This window comes from Spirosoma migulaei (genome assembly GCF_054776855.1).
On sequence record NZ_BAAHBG010000050.1, the window covers coordinates 40856 to 59813 of the forward strand.

Annotated in this window: 23 protein-coding genes; 15 read left to right on the top strand and 8 right to left on the bottom strand. The window is 42.8% G+C overall.

The window, feature by feature from the left end:
• Positions 1–54 precede the first annotated feature (54 nt).
• Complete coding sequence (locus ACYVGO_RS38475; protein ID WP_460974111.1) at positions 55–2655, top strand: pentapeptide repeat-containing protein; 2601 nt, start codon at positions 55–57, stop codon at positions 2653–2655.
• Between the two features lie 113 nt (positions 2656–2768).
• Here ACYVGO_RS38475 and ACYVGO_RS38480 read toward each other — a convergent pair whose 3' ends face one another.
• Positions 2769–3596: a hypothetical protein gene (locus tag ACYVGO_RS38480; RefSeq protein ID WP_460974112.1), complete on the bottom strand. Its 828-nt coding sequence runs from the start codon at positions 3594–3596 to the stop codon at positions 2769–2771.
• A 222-nt stretch (positions 3597–3818) separates the two neighbouring features.
• Between ACYVGO_RS38480 and ACYVGO_RS38485 the strand changes: the two genes are divergently transcribed.
• From ACYVGO_RS38485 to ACYVGO_RS38520, 8 genes are all read left to right on the top strand, one after another.
• On the top strand, positions 3819–4025 hold the full coding sequence (locus ACYVGO_RS38485; RefSeq protein ID WP_460974113.1) for a helix-turn-helix domain-containing protein: 207 nt from the start codon (positions 3819–3821) through the stop codon (positions 4023–4025).
• A gap of 166 nt (positions 4026–4191) precedes the next feature.
• Positions 4192–5049 (top strand): hypothetical protein, encoded by an 858-nt coding sequence (locus ACYVGO_RS38490; protein ID WP_460974114.1) that lies wholly within the window; start codon positions 4192–4194, stop codon positions 5047–5049.
• Between the two features lie 4 nt (positions 5050–5053).
• Positions 5054–5440, top strand: coding sequence for an NUMOD4 domain-containing protein (locus tag ACYVGO_RS38495; RefSeq protein ID WP_460974115.1), 387 nt, complete (start codon positions 5054–5056; stop codon positions 5438–5440).
• Positions 5433–5783 carry a hypothetical protein gene (locus ACYVGO_RS38500; protein ID WP_460974116.1) on the top strand — a complete coding sequence of 117 codons (351 nt, stop codon included), beginning with the start codon at positions 5433–5435 and terminating at the stop codon, positions 5781–5783. The genes ACYVGO_RS38495 and ACYVGO_RS38500 overlap by 8 nt, the downstream gene beginning before the upstream one ends.
• Positions 5776–6123: a hypothetical protein gene (locus ACYVGO_RS38505; RefSeq protein WP_460974117.1), complete on the top strand. Its 348-nt coding sequence runs from the start codon at positions 5776–5778 to the stop codon at positions 6121–6123. The genes ACYVGO_RS38500 and ACYVGO_RS38505 overlap by 8 nt, the downstream gene beginning before the upstream one ends.
• A complete protein-coding gene (locus ACYVGO_RS38510) occupies positions 6116–6496 on the top strand; it encodes a hypothetical protein (RefSeq protein ID WP_460974118.1) in 381 nt (126 codons plus the stop codon). Before ACYVGO_RS38505 ends, ACYVGO_RS38510 begins: the two co-directional genes overlap by 8 nt.
• Positions 6489–6803: a hypothetical protein gene (locus ACYVGO_RS38515; RefSeq protein WP_460974119.1), complete on the top strand. Its 315-nt coding sequence runs from the start codon at positions 6489–6491 to the stop codon at positions 6801–6803. The genes ACYVGO_RS38510 and ACYVGO_RS38515 overlap by 8 nt, the downstream gene beginning before the upstream one ends.
• 557 nt (positions 6804–7360) lie before the next feature.
• Positions 7361–8035, top strand: a complete 675-nt coding sequence (locus ACYVGO_RS38520) for a hypothetical protein (protein ID WP_460974120.1) — start codon at positions 7361–7363, stop codon at positions 8033–8035.
• A 219-nt stretch (positions 8036–8254) separates the two neighbouring features.
• Here ACYVGO_RS38520 and ACYVGO_RS38525 read toward each other — a convergent pair whose 3' ends face one another.
• Positions 8255–8533, bottom strand: a complete 279-nt coding sequence (locus ACYVGO_RS38525; protein WP_460974121.1) for a hypothetical protein — start codon at positions 8531–8533, stop codon at positions 8255–8257.
• Positions 8534–9011: 478 nt separating this feature from the next.
• Here ACYVGO_RS38525 and ACYVGO_RS38530 point away from each other — a divergent pair, with 478 nt between their 5' ends.
• Complete coding sequence (locus ACYVGO_RS38530; protein WP_460974122.1) at positions 9012–9962, top strand: OmpA family protein; 951 nt, start codon at positions 9012–9014, stop codon at positions 9960–9962.
• Positions 9963–9988: 26 nt separating this feature from the next.
• Here ACYVGO_RS38530 and ACYVGO_RS38535 read toward each other — a convergent pair whose 3' ends face one another.
• Positions 9989–10288, bottom strand: coding sequence for a hypothetical protein (locus ACYVGO_RS38535; protein WP_460974123.1), 300 nt, complete (start codon positions 10286–10288; stop codon positions 9989–9991).
• Positions 10289–10728: 440 nt separating this feature from the next.
• On the opposite strand from ACYVGO_RS38535, the gene ACYVGO_RS38540 reads away from it, so the two are divergent.
• From ACYVGO_RS38540 to ACYVGO_RS38560, 5 genes are all read left to right on the top strand, one after another.
• The gene (locus tag ACYVGO_RS38540; protein WP_460974124.1) at positions 10729–12084 is read left to right on the top strand and encodes a tyrosine-type recombinase/integrase; all 1356 of its coding nucleotides are present in this window, start codon (positions 10729–10731) and stop codon (positions 12082–12084) included.
• 296 nt (positions 12085–12380) lie between these two features.
• A complete protein-coding gene (locus tag ACYVGO_RS38545) occupies positions 12381–12851 on the top strand; it encodes a LexA family protein (protein WP_460974125.1) in 471 nt (156 codons plus the stop codon).
• Positions 12835–14118, top strand: coding sequence for a Y-family DNA polymerase (locus tag ACYVGO_RS38550; protein ID WP_460974126.1), 1284 nt, complete (start codon positions 12835–12837; stop codon positions 14116–14118). The genes ACYVGO_RS38545 and ACYVGO_RS38550 overlap by 17 nt, the downstream gene beginning before the upstream one ends.
• Before the next feature lie 11 nt (positions 14119–14129).
• On the top strand, positions 14130–14324 hold the full coding sequence (locus ACYVGO_RS38555) for a hypothetical protein (protein WP_460974127.1): 195 nt from the start codon (positions 14130–14132) through the stop codon (positions 14322–14324).
• 68 nt (positions 14325–14392) lie between these two features.
• Positions 14393–14590, top strand: a complete 198-nt coding sequence (locus ACYVGO_RS38560; RefSeq protein ID WP_460974128.1) for a DUF6965 family protein — start codon at positions 14393–14395, stop codon at positions 14588–14590.
• 104 nt (positions 14591–14694) lie between these two features.
• On the opposite strand, the gene ACYVGO_RS38565 is transcribed toward ACYVGO_RS38560, so the two are convergent.
• The 5 genes from ACYVGO_RS38565 to ACYVGO_RS38585 all read right to left on the bottom strand — a co-directional run bounded on the left by ACYVGO_RS38565 (position 14695) and on the right by ACYVGO_RS38585 (position 18205).
• On the bottom strand, positions 14695–15060 hold the full coding sequence (locus ACYVGO_RS38565) for a DNA/RNA non-specific endonuclease (RefSeq protein ID WP_460974129.1): 366 nt from the start codon (positions 15058–15060) through the stop codon (positions 14695–14697).
• A gap of 140 nt (positions 15061–15200) precedes the next feature.
• Entirely contained in the window at positions 15201–15932 is a 732-nt protein-coding gene (locus tag ACYVGO_RS38570; protein WP_460974130.1) for a hypothetical protein, read from the bottom strand.
• Between the two features lie 83 nt (positions 15933–16015).
• Positions 16016–16945, bottom strand: coding sequence for a patatin-like phospholipase family protein (locus ACYVGO_RS38575; protein WP_460974131.1), 930 nt, complete (start codon positions 16943–16945; stop codon positions 16016–16018).
• Between the two features lie 7 nt (positions 16946–16952).
• Positions 16953–17768 (bottom strand): hypothetical protein, encoded by an 816-nt coding sequence (locus ACYVGO_RS38580; protein ID WP_460974132.1) that lies wholly within the window; start codon positions 17766–17768, stop codon positions 16953–16955.
• Between the two features lie 221 nt (positions 17769–17989).
• Positions 17990–18205 carry a hypothetical protein gene (locus ACYVGO_RS38585; RefSeq protein WP_460974133.1) on the bottom strand — a complete coding sequence of 72 codons (216 nt, stop codon included), beginning with the start codon at positions 18203–18205 and terminating at the stop codon, positions 17990–17992.
• Positions 18206–18958 lie beyond the last annotated feature (753 nt).

Sequence of the window (18958 nt, forward strand, 5' to 3'; positions counted from 1 at the left end):
GGTTCTGTATTTAGTTTTTGTTAGAAAATTTAGTTTTTAAAAGTCACACTTTTTATGCCTTCCTATCCTAATAAAGAGTTTGCTGGAATCTGGGAAAAAGTAACAGAACGATATTATGAAGAAACTGGATTTTCGTTACAGACTAAGCCGCAAATTAATGCCTTGCTAGCTCATATGCGTAAGTCACCAGACCTAAGTGAGTTATTACCAAAAAGAGAAGGGGGTGATCAAGAGGGTACCTCTATTTATAAAGCTGTTACTCAAATAGACGAGCCTACGGAAATTTCGTTGTGGAAAAGATATTATGATGGCTTGAAAAAATATGCAGAAGGTGGGGCGCGTACTAAGCAGGATGAATATTATGAATATCTTAAAGGATTTTTTACAAGAAAAGGCAATTTAGGAGAAACTAATTTGTCACTAAAAGATATTTATATTGAACCGAAAATTTCAAAGAATAGTTATGATATTTTTAATAATAATTCGTTGATTTTTGCTGTAAAAAAATGGATTAATGGTGATTCTATTTCGGATATATATAATGATATATTGTTATTGTTAGGCGACCCAGGTCAGGGCAAAACTTCATTCTGCTTTAAATTGTTATATGAAATTATTAATAAGGTGGATCGCCCTATTTATTTCTTACGCCTAAGAGACATTTCAGGAATAGAGGAGTTTTATGAAAATCCATTTGATGCCATTTATAATAACATTGCAGAAGGTGCTTTTAGATTAGAAAATGATAGCCAAAAGAAAGACGTACCTATAACTAAAGAAAAATTCACAAAATCAGTGGTAATTTTAGATGGGCTAGATGAAATTGAAAAAATTCATAATATAGATAAGGATAAATTTTTTTTGCAAATCGCTAAATTAACAAATACAATATCTAGCCCTTATAAGCTTATCATCACCTCTAGGAAAGATCTTGATTATTATCAATTTAAAAGAAGAGGTGTTATTTGCTGTATATTAAAAGAATTAAACATAAAAGAACAAATGCAATGGATAAGTAATTATAATGAAAAAGTGAATGAACCTTATATTATTACTTACGAGAAACTTTTAGAACTTAATGACGCCACACACGCATTAAGCCCAATGGTAAAGCAACCAATCCTATTACATATAATTGCCCAATTGAAAATTATACCAGAAGAAAATTACAATTCGAGTAGAGTTTATGATGAATTATTTAGCCGCCTTATTTATAGGTACTGGAACTTAGTTAATAATAAGGAAAATTTTCACCCTAATTTGAAGGAATGGCTTCCTAATTCCGAAAAATTGCGAATGATATTACAAGATATTGCACTTGAAATGTTACACCGAAATACTACTTATTTAAGTCATGAACAAATTCCTGAGTCTATATTAAAATCTTTGGGCTTTGCTGGGGACGACCAGATCAAAGCACTTAAAACCATTGCTATTGCTTTTTATTTTAATTATCAAGTTAATGAGCTGACTGAAGAAAGAAAGTTTGCAATTGAATTTTTACATAAGACATTTGGCGAATATCTAGCTGCTGAAGCTATCTGGTATAAAATATCTTCAATTTTCAATGGAAAAATAAAAAGCGAACAAGATATCTTAATTTCAATTGTTCATCTTTTTAATGGAAATTATATATTGACCGATCAGATTCAAAAGTATTTAATAGAAATAATCCATAATGAACGTGAAATTCCGAATAAAATTACTAATAATCAGTTATTATTAAAAGGAAAAATATCTGACATTTTTCCCTATTTGTTTAATCATCAATTTTCATATTTCAAAGAAAACCATCCAAATAATATCAAAAAATCTTTAAATATTTATTATGGCATTATTAGTATATTTTTCCGTATAGGAGGTGAGATGAAGGAGCATTTAACTACTACTTTCGAAAATGTTCCTTATTTTAGTCTTTTTATGATGCTACTGCAATTGAAATACAAACTCAATTTTAATTATTACGATTTTAGTTTTTGCAAAATACTTGCTTTAAGTTATGATAGAGCTAGTTTTAATTATTGTAATTTTCAACAGTCTAACTTAGAGAGGGCTGTTTTGGTTAAATCTAAATTCAAATGTTCGAATTTTGCGGGCACATCTTTATTGTTTTCAAATTTCTCCGAATGTAATTTTTCACTGTCCGATTTTTCTAATTCTAATTGTTCATACGCAAATTTTGAGCAATCAATATTTGATCAAGCGAACCTTGAAAAATCAATCTTTTTTAGGACAAATCTTTCTTTAGCAAATTTCTCCGATGCAAATTTAGCTGATGTAAACTTTAGTCAATCAAATTTATTTAAAACACAACTTATTAGAGCAAAATTAAATCGAGCAAATCTTAAAGATACTAACTTAATTGAAGCCAATCTGTTTGAAGCTGATTTGTCGGAAGCTGATTTAGATGGATCTGATTTGTTTGAAGCCAATCTTTCGAAAGCGATTTTAAAAAACTCATCTTTAGAAAATACATTACTGTCTGGAGTAAATTTAGATGATGCAGATTTATCCAACGTGAAATTTTCTGGAGCACAGGGAATGACTTACAATATGTTTGTTAAAGTAAAATCACTTAATGGGTGTACAGGTATAGAAAATCGATTGTTGTCAAAGTTAAAGAATGATCTTCCTCACCTATTTGAAACTTGTTGAGAGAAGAATTTTTGTTAGTTATAATTTAGAACGTCTTTGAGAATTAATGAGGTTGAGAGTCGTGCTAACTTTGAGTCGACAGCCCGGCGGTTTGGCAAGACACTCAGTAATACTTACAGTTGCGAAGCCACCTTCTGCATTTCGGCGGTTAATTTGGCTCTTTGAGCTTTCAGTTCCTCTGCTATATGCATATCTGTTAACACTGTCTCAATAAAGCTTCGGACTAAAGGGAAAATCTTTCGGCACTCCTGCTCACTTAACTCATGAATACCTTTACTGACAATACCGTAAATGATTGGATTTTCGGTCAGATAATCAGGTAAATAGGCTTTGAGTAGGTTGATTCTTTCCCTAACTCTTAGCTTATTATATTGATCATCGCTCCACTCTGGTTGCTGTTTAGCCTGTTCATAAGCAGGTTGTAGCATGAACTTCTCAATAATTCGTCTCAGGTAAATAAGTGATCCGACACCTATGCCATGGGCAAACAGGCCAACCGCTGTATTGAATTCGGAGTACATCTCATCTCCAAGTATTTTTTTGAATTTTTTAACATCCTGCGAATGAATGTCAGCAAAAGAAGGAAATTGCCCTATTTTGGTCATTCTACCCTTTTCTAGTCGAATACAAAAACTAAGGGCGTGTGTACTAATCCGCGAACAAGTGAACTCTTTTGTTTCTACAACCCTGTTTGCTAAAGCATATGAGATTAATTCCTTGGCCGGAGCCATGCGAATAGGTATGGGATCGTTCTTAACTGGCGCGAATACAGATGATTTGCCACATTGGGGACAGTAGCATTCAATTGGGTCGTTTGTGTAAACGAGCTGTAAAACAGCCTCTAAGCTTGATTGAGTGAAGGAATAAGTCTCGTAAAGTCCGCTAGTTATATAAAAATCCTGTGGGGTGATCTCTTGTACTGATTTAGGAGGAGTACTCATTGAAAAGGCAAGGTGAAGATGGTTGGATGATTAGCGGCTGATATTACTATTAATTTTCAAATTCATCAACTATTGGTATTTTTTCGGGCTTTTTTGTGGTTATGTAAGCGGCATTAAATCATGTATCTACATCAAATATTGCCATTTGGTAAAGCAGGTAGGTAACCTTGAAACATATTTCAGGTAAATTGCTACCTTTGTTAAATACGCAACCGGTTAACTATGTCAGATATTGTAGAGTATGTAGGGCAACTCATTCGGGAGACTCGTAAAGCTAAGGGGCTTACTCAGAAGGAATTGGGTGAAATAATGGGCCTTTCTGAATCAACAGTAAATAAGTATGAGGCTGGAAAACAAAACTTATCACTTGAGACGGTTCAGAAAATTGCCGATGCTCTAAAAATTAAACTTGAAATAAATTTCAGATAACTCTATTTTTTATTTGTTAACAAACTTGGAATATATTTCATGTTTTATTAATATTGTATTAAGATAGCTGGTGAAAATCACCCGCTTAAACATGGAGAACCCCAACGCTAGCAAACTTGGCGGGATGCGCGTTGGGGCCATGTAAACCATCAAACCGTTACGTTTTATGTCTACGGAGCAAAGCTACGTGGGTAGGGGAAAGAATGCAACCCCACCTCCACAAACGGCCAAAAATGGCCCAAATCCCCTTGCCGTACTGGATGGTCGGCAATCAGTCGAAGAGTGGAAAGTCCTAGAAAAAGCGGGCTTCCCTTATCAGGTCTCAAGCCTGGGTCGGGTGCGAATAGCAGGAACGGGATTGATCGTTAAGCCCGAAATTAACAGGGAGGCAAACGAACCGTATTTCTTCTTTATCGCTACCGAAGCTGGAAGAAGTCAAAGTAAGGCACCTAGAGCTCGGGTGATACTCCACCTTGCAGTAGCCGCAGCCTTTATTCCCAACCCGACCAACAGCCGAAAGGTAAGAGCCAAGAATGGCAATTTACTCAATGTAATCGCGTCTAATCTTGAATGGGTGCCGGAAATTAGCCCCCGAAAGCGCCCTTCGGATATACGCACAGTTCAAGCCAATTCACAGGCACAGGCAAAAGTTCAGACTTTGCCTTTCGTAGAGATACTCCTCAACCGCTTACTTGGTGAGGATAAAATAAGTTCATCTGAACGCAACACAGCCGAAACTATTAAAGTGTTAGACAATTCCATGAGCCCGACTGTTAGCCTAAACGCTAAACTGTTGACTGTACCTACTAATCCTGTTGACTACCCTTCACTTGTTGGTAAGGTGGTTGCCGTAGTAGTGAAAGCTCAGCGATTCGCCTATTACTTAGGCCGTGTGGTTTCCATTGACGAGGATGTTGTACGGGTTAGCCGGGATAATTCAGAGTGGTCAGAACGGATTGAAAGCCGGTCAGTGATTGCCAGTATTGCGCGTGTGGTGTCAGTGTTGGAAACCGTAGTCAACTAAGCCGATGGAAACGATAAAACCAACCCCCTCGCCGGTTGATTGGCCTATTCCCCATCCTCCTAATTCGAGTGAGATCTGGAAGCCTTTTCCTGGCTTCGAAGACCGCTATGAGCTCTCCAGCTTCGGTCGGATTTGCAGCGTCCATACGGGTATTCTGATCAGAACGAGCGTTGACGCCGACGGCTACGAATGCCTGCGTGTCAAACAGGGCGGCCGTAAAAAGACGATCGTCGTACGTGTCGACTGGGTGGTTGCTACTGCATTCTTGCCCAATTCGCAGGAGCATTCCTTTCTGGTTCACCTGGACGGCAACAAGCTCAACAGTCAGGCGGGTAATCTCCAATGGACACCTGCTCAACTCTCCACTCCAAGCCCCATTTCTCATGAATAAGCAAACAACTCCACCGGCCGATAACCGGCCAATGATCCCCACTGTTACCCAGGACTATGTAGACGTCAACAAAGATGTCTACGATGCCCAAAGCAAATTGCTAGTTCTGGTCGATGACTTCCTGGCTTGCGGGGCAGGTTGCTCACCAACCGAGGCCATTAATGACTTGCTGTATGAGTGGCTCATCACCCCAGCGGCCGTGCTGGCTTCGGATCACAGCAGAAGAAAACTGCTTATCGTCCTACAGCTTGTTACCTTCCTATCTGACTTACGGGATGAACTAGCGAATGTAAACTGGCTCACTGAGGAAGCCAGAAAACTACGGGAGGTGGGTCATGAATAAGCCAACAACGCCTGCACCCCTCGATAAGCAGGCCATCCTGCAACGCATTGCTAGTGATCCCAATGAATCGGCGATGGATTACCTGTGCTATACTTTGGACCGGATGAGTAGCTTCTTTGATACGACTAATTCGATTCCAGCCATTAGTGAACTGCTGTCAGGCTGGGCAACCAATCCCCAAACGGATCTGTCCAGTAGTGACAGTAAGATCCATATCCGCACGATTACCACGCTGATCAGCTTCCTCTCGGAGCTCAAAACGGATTTTGACTGCTTTCTCATCAATTCGGACAGTGATATCGTCGAAGCTATTCAAAAAGGAGGATTAGGTCATGAATAAGCAAACCACCAATTCAGCCGGACAGAACTTTAGGACGTCCATCTTTTGGGCAATGGAATTGGAAATAAATACCGATTCAAGACGGAAGGATATTGCGTCGAATCCATCAGATGCTGAGGTCATTCTTGATGCACTTATTGAGCACCAACGAAAGCTGTTTGATGAGTTGGAAAAGCAGCGTGATGCCTGGGTTTCCGGAAGAAAAGCGCCTATGTGTGATCTTCTGGACTCATTTGCTACCGGCGAGCTGGCGCGTACGATAGAGCAGATCAAGGTTTGCAACACTTACATAGGCCTAATGGCAAACAACCTGGCAGCTGACTTGCGTAAAATCGGCAACTCCATCAAAACAGATTCGACCAACCATGAATAAGCAAACCACGCTATGCCCTCCGCTGGAGCGCCAATATTATGAACTCTACGAAGCGGTTAAGGAACTAAATTCAGAGACTTCCACCAGTGAGCTAATAGAGCTGATCACGTCTTCGTTCTATGCCCGTTTTTTGTATCTGGTCGATGCTGACCAGGATCGTACGATTGATCACAATAAGACCTTCCCCTTGAAGGAAACGCACCTCTCAGAGCTATATAGTACGCTACGGCTGGTGGTTCACCTGACGCGGATCAATGAGCGCTGGGAGGCCATTGAGAGCCTGGAGAAGGAGCGGAAGGCGCGCTAATAAGTATTGTTATCTAAGCAAAAGCCACACTTGGACGTCAATATATGGCTCCAAGTGTGGCTTTTGTTTGGGAATACTAATGGCTGCCTCAGCAAACCTTACCCGTCGATTGTTGCCGTTCAAGCCTTAGCCGAGCGTCACTTCTCCGACTGGCAAGCCCTGCTCGATGAGCTTATGCCGATAAGGCACTAGCTGATCACCTGATTTAATGCCAGACTCAGATCAAGCAGTTTCGGGCAGAGGTTATTTAAAATTTATAACAGGGCCAGTTAGTCACCAGCTAGTTGGCCTTATTATATTTCGTCACTCTCTCTTCTCACTGCTCCGGCAGCCCGGCCGCATCTGTCCACTTTGGATTGACTACGTATATTACCCCAGGTGACACAGGCCTGACTGAAAAGCTAATTTTTAGGCAATTTTTTAATTGATTACCAGCTCTGATCCGATTTTTGCCCCAAAATATAGGTATTCCTGTAACCAGAATATAGGGGTTTCGCCATTTCAAGCGGGCTTAGTACCGCCCAACTTTGTATCGTTCACTAAACCAACCCCGAACGATGAAAAAGTTCCTATTCCTATTGGCAACCCCTTTGCTACTGTTGAGCTTAACTCTCAGCTGTACTCAACCCAATTTTACCAATCGTTCGATAGATCAGCTATTGGCCGACTACGTACAGGCTATACAAACCCGAGATACAACTATGCTGGCTGAGTGTTTCCACTCCAGCGTATTTCCCCTCTTTCAAACCACCCGACAGGCGTTTGCTAACCAGATTTTTGCGGATCTCAATAAAATGGGCGAAGAATTTGACGTTCGTTTTGAGCAGACTTCTTATCAGCTCGAGCGAAAGTGGTTCACCCTTGAGGGACTTCAGTACCTAACAAAACCAGTCGTTTGGCGAACCATTTACCGCGTGAAATCGCACGATACAACTTCGCTGGCTTCCCTGAAAAAGCTGGCCGACGTTTACAGGTCAAATTTGCAGGGCGTACTGGATCTACAGCGAGAAACGTATCAAATTCCCAAAGAGGTCGATATGATTTCGCTCAATGAAGAGGAAGGTGAGTTAACGATCCTACAGGGCGAGACGAATCAGATGGTCTATGAGCGTTCCCAAAAGGAGTGGCGCTTAGTGCCAATGACCTACAGTTTTATGCGTATGATGAACAAAACAGACACCTCAAAAACCGTCAGCAATAGGGCTGCTTATTCACCAGGGACCCAGCGCTGATAAAGATGAGTGGTGGCTGTAATGGTGTTTCTAAAAACCATAGTGTGGTGGTTCTGAGCAACATTCAGCAAATAGGTCTCAATGTGGATGAACTAGAGGTTCTACTAGTGCACTCTAGGCATAACCTAACCTGATCGACACGTTCTAACAAGGTATCGCAAAATTGTACGGCACGGACGTTAGTACGAAAATGGAATTATCCTACCCTATGACCTTTGGCTATAAGAGAATGGCTAGCGCTTGCTCGGCAGCTTGCTCCAAATCGTAATGAAAAACGAGCTTATAGTCGAGTGGGCTGAACGGATAAAATTGAATGACAATAACGGTATCCCGTTTTATCATTTCGATGTATACCTCCTGTGAGATTGCTTTTGCCGCCTGCCCATCCCCCCAATCGGTGAGGTACTCATCGACGGACTCACCGGTACTCTTGTGGCCATTATAAAAAACAATGACTTCTGCCTGGCAGCTTTCAAACAGTTTCTGGATAGTACTCATTTGTAAATAAAGCGAGCGATTGAGTTAAATACCCGTTCAGCTCTATTACAATCAAACATCCGATCCTGAAACAGAAAGCGGATCAAGTAGATCCACGTAAGCCGTCAACTACAAAGCAGATTTGTGATCAGCTCATAAGCCATACGTTGCGGTTAAATCAATTAAATGACCGGGCCCAAACTACACTATTTGATGAAGCGATCGGCTTCATCAAATAGTGTAGTGGCATTTCTCTAGGCCACTACTAGCATTTTTTTTCAGTCTTGCCGCATGACTAAAGTGGATGTTGCAAAGGGCTGGTAAGAATCCAGATAGCCTATAATTTCAGCTTTTCTTAGCCTTGAGCGATGATAAGTGACCCAATGATTTTGCGTTACCTAGCCAGTTTTGACTTTTGCAAGGGCGATTACAAAACAAAATAAGGTCTATTTATTTATTGACTTAACACCTGTTTGATATCTATAGATTATTAGCCCTGATGAAATCCTGCCGGTATGCATTGCCGTTACTGATTAGCTTGCTGAGTTGTACGCCGAATGGCTATAAGACCACTAGTCGAAACGCATTCGGTAGCGTTGGAATTGACGCGAAAAGCGCTACGAATATGTTAGTGTCGCCAAGCTTTGAGCGATACGGGATGCGCGTGGTTGGTATCCGGCTAACGCCCCAATACACCATTCTCGATATGCAGTTTACCAACCGTAGAGAGAAGTTTTATACCCAATCGGGTCAGTATGTGCCCATTGGCTATATCTATCTCAACGATAAGCCCAAACTAACGAACGCCTTAGGGACCCAAAGCTTTCGGTTTATCAAGGTGGAAGGCATTCCTTTATTTCCTAAAAAAGTAAAAGTTTCCTCTGTTGACCAAGTTAACTTTTCGCTTTACTATGAACGAGTACCTAGGGGAGTAGAGCTACTTAATTGGGGGGATTGTAGTCACGAAGATCGGTTTCAATGCTTTGAGTTCTTAGGCTTACGAATCGACAATCCGCTGGATAGTAGTTCCACCCTGAGAAAATATAGTCCTGTCGTTAGCCCTTCGCTACTACCCAGCGGGGAAACGGCAAAAACGCTACGGATAGGCGATAAGCTACCTCTGGCAAACATTTATTTCGACCTCACCAAAGCCGATTTATTACCAGCCTCTTTTGCTGAACTGGATCAACTGGCGTTGTTACTTCAAACAAATCCCCAACTGTCTATCCGGCTCGAGGGCCACACCGACACGATCGGTGATCCCCAACAGAATCTGCGCCTATCCCAGGAAAGAGCTTTAGCTTGTCAACGGTATCTGCATCAGAAAGGCATTCCGTTAAATCGACTCCGAGCTGTAGGTTATGGGGCTAACTATCCACTCAACCGAACCGGGACGGAAGAGGACCGGCGCTTTAATCGGCGGGTTGAATTTGTCATTCTCAGTTTATAAGGCTAAAAAGTTTAATTCTCTACCTATCAGGGTAACAACTGGATCGCTTCTTTTACCTTCGCTTGCATTCTAGCTAATGCTCCGATATTACCCTGCTGAAAATCCAATAGGTCCACCTTTGCATACAGGTTGATCAGGTTCCAGGCATGTGTGTAAGGAGCTGGATCAGGAGATATTTCAATTATGTTCCAGAGTAGTTCCCGGAACTCGGTGTAGAGTTGAATGACCGCTTCAGTAGCTGACTCAGGCGTCAGGCGGAGTAACTTTTCTTCTACCAGCATCAGTTTCGCCATGGGCGAATTGACTGGCCACCTAGGAAGGCTCATGGCGTTGAGGTACTGTTCTACCGGTAAAAGTAATGGAAAGCCTAGGCTATGCTCACTGGTTAGTTTCAGTATAATCGTTATTTAATTTCCTTCCTAAGCTTCAATCATGTTCCTTTTTTGGGCATGGTGTATGGATAGAATGCAAAATGCCGATTCAATTCGAGTCGGCATTTTTGTGACGCCCTGTCAGAACTTCGTCTAAGCCGCAATAGCATTAAGTTACGGAGGTCTCAAAAGCCAGTCTCGTTGGGGCTGGCTTTTTTACTACAAAGAACACCGCTGATGGGAAGTAACGATACTAGCTGGGTATACGATTGTACTGTCTACCTTCGACAGCGCAGGAAATAAACTACGAATAGCCCGCCCTATTTTTTTAACGCCCTCAACTTATACCAACACAGAGATGAATCCATTTATCTACTTAATCCAATACGCTCAGTATGTCACGACTTACTTACCATATCGAATTGTCGCCAAAGCCCGACAAAACAGGGCGCTCGACAGTTAGTATACGCCTGCACATGAAAGGCCAAAAGCCGGGACGGGTGCTCACGCAGGTGAAAATAGATACCCCCGCTACTTGCTGGAACCCCAAAAAGACCTGGGGTCAGTGGGTCATTAAACACCCCGATAAGGATCGACTCAACACCCGGATCAAAAACGAACACAATCGAGTCGAAGATCAGGTGGAAAAGTGGCAGGCTGCCGAGCCCACCGCTATCTTCTCACCCTTACTACTGGCCGAACGCTTTCGGGCAGGTATTCCCGAGTTGTACTTCGAGTGGATCGATAAAGTATTGGTCGATGCCCAGGATCAGGCCTATTCTACCTATGTCAATAAGCGCAGCGCAGCGAATATATTCCGCACCTGGGCCGTGGCCGACTTACTCTTGGCCTCGGTTACCCCCGTCCTGGTTCGGCAGTATCAGGACTACCTGGTTAAGTCTGAAAAGGAATACGGGGGTCGCAGAGTGGGCTTAACCATCAATACGATGCTAGATCGGATGCATGTGCTTCATCAGGCCATTCTGATTAAAACGGGCATTTCCCCCAAGCAGGCGTTTCTTCTCTCTCCCTGGACAGATGTGATCCGGTTGAAAGAAGTTAAAACGCAACGGGCTAAACTCCATGAAACAACCATCGAACAGGTGGCGGACTTACGGGTTACCAGTCGGCGCTGGCGCATCACCCCTACGGAGGCTTTCCAGATCTGGATGCTGGCTCACCTGTTTGCGGGGATGCGTTTTTCGGATGTGATCCAGTTACGCTATGCTCATTTTACGCTGGATGCCGAGGGTAATCCGACCCAGCTGCGTTACCGCATGTTAAAAACGGGGCATCTGGTCCACATGCCCATTTTCGAGGAAGCTCGTCAATTACTTCAGCTCTGGTGGAAGGCAGATGCTGGTTCGACAGACTACTTACTACCCTACATGGATAACCAAGGAGTGTATGCCAAATTGCTCACTTATGATGACTACAAGGCCGCTTCCTTTGCCATCAAGCGAAAACTCTACAACACCATCGTCCACTGGAACCGCAAGGTGAATCTGAGCCTGAGGCCGCTTAAGCAGGCAGCGGGTTTGGCGGATAAGCTGACGATGCACAATGCCCGGCATAGTTTTGCCGACCGGGCTCGTCGAATGATGCAGCAAGGGGGAAAACTAACGATGTATGATATCCAGATGATGCTGGGTCATAGCCGATTCAAGACTACCGAAATCTACACCAAGGATCTTCAGGAACCGGATTTGATTAATCCCATGCAAGCTATATTTGGCCGCTCCCAGGACTAGTAGCTGCCTGGCTACGAGACAAAAGTTGTTACCTTTTACCAACTCTTCGTCAAAAAGGTACTTTCTCCAAAAAGTAACCTGTAAATGCTAAAAGCCTGACCGGTAGTGGTCACTCATCAATACTTCACTCTAGGGAGGGTGACTACTAGAAATGCTGATTCTAATGGGGTCAGCATTTTTTTGTGTCAGGAATGAACCAACTCTACATATCACCAAATAGGCGATTTATTATGTTTGATTTGCAACATATATAACAAAAGTATAATATAGCGGTTCTTTGATTTTTCGGCACTGCTATGATCGACACCCTTGATCCAATACACCCCCAGGATATTGTTCAGGTGACTACTGCTAGTAAGCACGCCATTCCCTTCTTTTTGGCTTTAGTTCAGGGTGGATTTCCCAGTCCTGCCGAAAATTATGTGGAGCGGGTTTGTAGCCTGGATGACCTCTGTATCGTTCATCCTGAGGCAACCTATTTTGTTCGGGTAGCGGGGGAAAGTATGATTGGTGATCGTATCTGTCCCGGTGATGTGTTAATCGTGGATTCGGCCTTAAAGCCCGCTGATGGAAGCGTAGTTGTGGTTTGGCTGAATGGAGAGTACTGCGTGAAGCGATTCGTGCGCAAAGAGGCCATGGTGCTGCTCGAATCCAGTAACGAGAAGTATGCCCCGATCTATGTCCACCCTGACCAGGACGAGTTTACGGTACTGGGGGTGGTCACCTTCGTCATTTTCAAACCCGCAAAGTATGTTCGCCCTCGTTGATGCCAACGCCATGTATGTGTCCTGCGAGCGCAGCTTTAACCCATCGCTCGAAGGCAAACCCGTCATTGTCCTCAGCAATCGGGATGGGTGCGTAGTGGCACGTAGTAATGAAGCTAAAGTATTGGGTATTAAAATGGGCGTGCCGTTTTTTCAGTTGGCCGAACTCAGACAGCAACACGACATCAAAGTATTCAGTAGTAACTACACCCTCTATGGGGATATGTCCGCTCGGTTGATGAGTACCTTGAATCGGTTTGTGGAAGATGTTGAGGTGTATAGTATTGACGAAGCGTTCCTGCAAGTCAACGGCTACGAAGGGCTGTATCCGAGTTATGAGGGCTTAGGGCAATCAATTCGAGACACCGTGAAGCAGTGGCTCCGTCTGCCGGTATGCGTGGGTTTTGGGCCAACCAAGACGCTGGCTAAACTGGCTAACCGCTTTGCCAAGCAACGGCCAGAACTGAACGGCGTTTGCGTGCTGGATACGAAAGGGCAGATTGACGAAGCCCTAGCGGCCTTTCCCGTTAAGGATTTGTGGGGGGTTGGATATCGGTATGCCAGTATGTTAAAGCGCCATGACATTGTAACGGCGGCTCAGTTTCGGGATGCCCCCGACGAGTGGATCAATAGGGTCATGACCGTTAACGGTCTACGACTCCAACACGAACTACGGGGCTTTCCCTGCCGGATGCTGGAAGTAAATTCACCACCCAAGAAAGCCATCTGTACAGCCCCCTCCTTTGGCCGTTTAGTGCCCGACCTAGACACGATCACCGATGCGATGACAACTTACTTAGCCCGCTCGTGTGAGAAGCTTAGAAAGCAGGATTCGCTGTGTGGTACCGTCACCGTATTTCTGCACACCGACCGATTTCGTAAAACACCAGGTAATGGCCAGCCCGCCAAGCAGTACTACAACTCTCGCACCGTGGAACTACCTCACCCGACTAATAGCACCGCTGAGCTGCTGAAATACGCCCAGGCGTCCCTAAAAGCTATCTTCCAGTTCGGCTATAATTTTCAGAAGGTTGGCGTTATGCTGACTAATCTTGTGCCTGCTGACTACCGACAAAAAGGGTTATTTGTGGGGGGGCCTGACGAGCGAATGATCAAGCTGGCTGGTTTGATGGATAAACTAAACTACCGCTATGGGAGGGATAAACTGCGACTAGCATCTCAGCAATACAATCCTGATTGGCCGATGAAGCAGGAGTACCTTTCACCCTGCTACACAACGAAGTGGAGTGATATACTGGAAGCGAAGTAAATCATCAAAACATGAATCCAGTAATTTCACCCGGCGATCGGGTCAGCGTTGAAGTCCGAGCCAATGGTTACTACCGAGGCACGCAGAAAGGTGTGGTACTTCGCTGGACGGAGTCAGGGCGTGTTTCAGTAAAACTCGATGGGAAGGGAGAGGTAAAGAATGTATCGCCCGATCAGGTGAAGAAAATCGCTGATGGGATCCCCTAGGAAGCCCGTTGGGTAGAAAGTCAGCTTTATACACATCACCGATTTAGCTTAAGGGTACATTAGTGGGCATGAATGATCTCAACGAACTGCTAGACTATTTTCAGGGTCGATACCTGCCCGATACTGAGTTTGTTATTTCGCGTTGGGCAAAAACCTGTAATCTTCGCCAGTGCGTGAAGCTGGCCCTCATTAATGCCCAGAACGGCAACAAAACGAGTATCAAGACGCTCCGGCTGATACGCCAGAAACTACAGCTAGTGAATTAAAAAGCCCCAACCGGGTGGGAGGGGCTCTTGTCTTAGTCACTTACTTCTTTTCCAGCAATTGCTTCACCAACCTCTCTAAATCGTCAAGCCTTGCTTGTTGCTTGTCAAGCTGGCTTTGTTTGGCCCGGCCAAACTTGTTCACCTACTGAGCTGGTATTTGGAATTATGACCACTATAACCCTCGTCTGTGCGTTTATCCGGCTCACATCATCAGATCCCACCGGCAGTACGACAATCACTTTCCAGAGGGCGGCCGGAACGGTTAGTCTGCCATTAGCAATAGTCGAAGCCTTTCCATTATCTCCTTCGCCACCTTTGCCCGTAGTTCTAGCAATAATGTATAGCTCGTTGCCTTGAGCCACTAGATTCCGACAGTAATCTTCCAGCCGTAGCCAGGATTGCCGGTTAAGCTGTGGTGCTTGGGGTACAATGTTGGTCAGGATGAAAGTAGTCTGTGCTATCCAGGTCATAAGATGGGCAGAGGTGGCCACGTTTTAAGCCGGTATTGGTATAATCTTAATACCAAGCCTAGTAATATCTAATTAGTATCGACAGCTCTGGAATAAAATCACCTTAACAGCGAGTTGCTAGTATGGTCTAAGAGGAATTATTATGGCTTGTCTGTAAAGAATGAATTACCTTTTACCATCCAGGAAAACCCAAAAGCTTCAACGGCCAATACTTCCATCCAAAAAGTCAAGCAATGATCATTATAATATTTATCCGGAATAACCTGTAGAAAACCAAGGAAAATTATGGATAAAGCTACTACCATGATTACAGCACAGACTCTGTAGATGCGGTTTCGTCTAATTTTCGCCTTTGGCCGTTTGCTAGGAGGTAAATTAGATCTAGTAAATAGAAAGAAGGACATGAAGGCTAAGCATGATAGGAAAATAGCTGCCGAGAAGTAATGGAATTTAGGTCTAAAATCGCTGGTCTTTAATATGGTAACAGTAACTGAACTGTACTTCCCGTTTAATAAATCTAACAAATTATCAGTAGGGAATAGTAATACACAAAATGCCGATATTCCTGCCAGAAATGATACATAGAAATCAACAGGTTCTTGCCCTTTATAAATAAGTAGGAAAATGGATAAAGAACTGACGCATATTAAAAAAATGCCACAGGAACGAGTGAAATAGTAATGACTGATAGATGGCAAAACGGGAGAAAAGTTACTATCGATTTGTAAAAGAATGTAGCATAAAGCAGGCAAAATCATGCCCAGTATGCCTACCAACTTTCGGAGCGTATTCTGATTTTTAAGGACAATATCTCCTACTATTGAATAGTTGGGTTGTAATGGATTAGTAGGGTCTGATTGCTTTTGAGTCATTTCATTTTCTGAATAATATACTAGATACCCTCCCTTTCATCTTTCTATCTGAGCTTTTTCTGCAACTAATCTAGCCCCCAATGTTAGACGCTTGGCTTTATAGCATTTACGATCTTAGCTTGCGTACAAGCTTGTTCCGCTTTTTTAAAGCCTTCAACCTGCCAATTTGCCATTACGATCCGATCAAAATTTAAACCAGTTGGATTCAGGGGATCTAGATCATGATCAGGTTCAATGAAAATCGGTTTAATTCCCTTTTCATCAGTATACTCCTTGAGAACGGCCAAATCATTTTCTCGGACTTCTTGTATGAAAATCGTTATAGCCCGTAAAATCGTATCAATAATTTTATCAAAGGTCTTGATTAAAGGAGCAAAAGTTCTTGGATTATTACTGAGAACAAAAATCTCAGTAGGTTTTTGAAAGACAACTACCCGAGTAGGAATGACTTCACGATTGCCACCATCTACAAACTGTTCAATCTGATTCGTCAGTTTATTCTTAATAGATACAGGTGGAAGAAAACCTGCCTGATTACTACTGGCAATCATAGCGTTCAGTAGGTCATCTCTCGTTTCTATGGATTGTACATCATAAAATTCGGTAGGCTCGATGGGTTTTGTACTAAATACCGTAATTCTCCCTGTCTGTAAACTAATTGCGGTTAAACATAAGATAGTTTTTGACGTCTTGATGAAATTGAACGTGTCGTCATCCAGTGACTTCCTAGCTAATTCCTGAAGCGGTTCAGTATCAAACAAATAGGGCTTCTTGAATAGAAAATTATCGACGATATTCTGTTGGTCTAATATGTCGTCGTTGTTGACGCTAGCATATATATTCCGAAGAAGGCTAATTTTTTTTGCGGCTGTAAAAACAGCAATCAAAGCTCCTGTACTAGTGCCACTGATTAGGTCAAAATCTGTGAGCTGTTTCTCTTCTAAATAGGATAAGGCGCCGACTGTAAACGCACCTTTGGCCCCTCCTCCACTTGTAACCAATGCTCGGCTCATATGCTTTTTAATGTTTACGGAAATTCCAGGAACAGCCAAATTGAGTGATTACTTGAGAGGCAGAAGGTTGCCATTCCGAAAGTATTTCCAGGCCAATCGGGCCAAACTCCACGCCAATACCTCCCCCTCCAATAAATGTTGATTTATTGGCATTTACCTCAAGCACTAAACGAGTGGTACCAAAGCTGAACTGCTTTGAACTAAGATCATGTAGTCTAATTTCTGACCGAATTGTTCCCAGCCAGTAAGACTGATGGCTACCATACCATAAGGATAACCCTCCCTGTAATCGGACATGACCGCCAGCTGGTTTGGAGGGAATCCCGAATGTATATCCATACAGTAATCTGCCTGATGCAGCATAGGTATCGGAATTTGAGAAAATATTGGTTCCTCCCTGAGCAATACCAACCAACAGACTACCTCCTTTCTTAAATTCAGCCGACCGAAACTTACCGTCATTGTTTACTTGTCGGATATAGGTAGCCCACGCCCGTACTCTGTCTGGCTGAAGCTGAGCAAAACATAACAATTTGTCGTTATCTGATTTGCTCCATAAGTCTACATCATTTAATATTTTTACCACAGCATCAACTTTAGGTTTACCAAGTGTCTGCAAGACAGCTTGAGCTGATGCTTCATCAGAAGGCTTATCTCCAACACCCGCTAGAATAGTCTGAAGCTGATTAACAAATGCTTGGGCAACAGTTTTGCAGTTAGCATCAGAACAGCAGGTATTCTGTTGACCATTGCTTATTGAGGCTCCCAGACAACCAAGTAGCCATAATATACAGAGTACAACTTTTTTTTGATCAGCGATCATTATACAGCGACAGGTAAATGACAATTGCTTTATTGGGTCCTAAATACCCATAATCAGGAGCCTAATTTGAACAGTTAAATATCTCTCTAATTGACACATTAACAACCGGGAAAAACACCCTTTTTGGTGATCAAGAAATCGATCTTTCACAATTTTTTATGTACCAGCATAAAGGTTCTACCGTAAAGGCGATCTACTAAGCTTGGTTATTTCTGACTTCTCTATTGAAGAATTGATATATTCATGCTATTCAGATAAGTATTTGGGCTGGATTCTTTGGATTTGGCTTCATCAGGATTACCCATCCCCATGTTATCGTCACGGGTCGGCGTTGTAGTGGCAGGAACTAGTACGGATGGCTGCTTACACTGATCGAGCGATAGAACAAGTAGTAAACAGAAACAGACTCTGGTGAGGGGAGTGAAAAAACTTGCCATGGATTCGATTGGTATAGATACAGGACTAATTGCAACCGTCAGAGATACCTGATAATTGTAATGTGCTTCTTATTAGACAGTTGTATTGCTATGGTGCTTTGCTTCTTCTTTCCTATTCAGCCAGGCCTAAGACTTATAAGCGGTGAATTCGTGCAAAAAGTGTAAAAAGTGATGTCAGAAAAAACAAATTATTTTTTTCGCTCACTCTATTAGGCCTGTTCATGGACAGGATTTGCATCGAAAGAAGCGGTGCAAAAAGTGAAAAAAGTGCACTTCCAAAAAACAAATTATTTTTTCTTTGTCTTATTTGGCCCTATTCAGGGACCGAATGTACTTCGGGAAAGTCAAGGTATAGTATTGGTGAAAGTGGGAGCTGGAAAACCTACTCTTTTCTGACAATTAATATACCATGGCCTGGTAACAGTCGGTATGCGCTTCGATCGTGCTGGAAATAGACTTGTGCAAAAAGTGAAAAAAGTGAGGCTCCAGAAAACAAATTATTTTTTTATGCACTAATCTACAGCTCCTGACTCCATGGATAGGTTTGCTTTATTTATCTTCGATGTGGGCATTGAGTTAACTAATAGCAGTTTAAACGGATCGCAAGCAGGACTGAATAAGCCAAAAGTGTAAAGTCGATTTTACCCTCCTACTTGACTGTTTTACGCTTTCCTGAGTGAGGAGCGTACAAGGGATCAAGTCTAAAAGTTGTGGAGTAACTTGGATTAAGCATATAACTGAGTGAGCCGATAT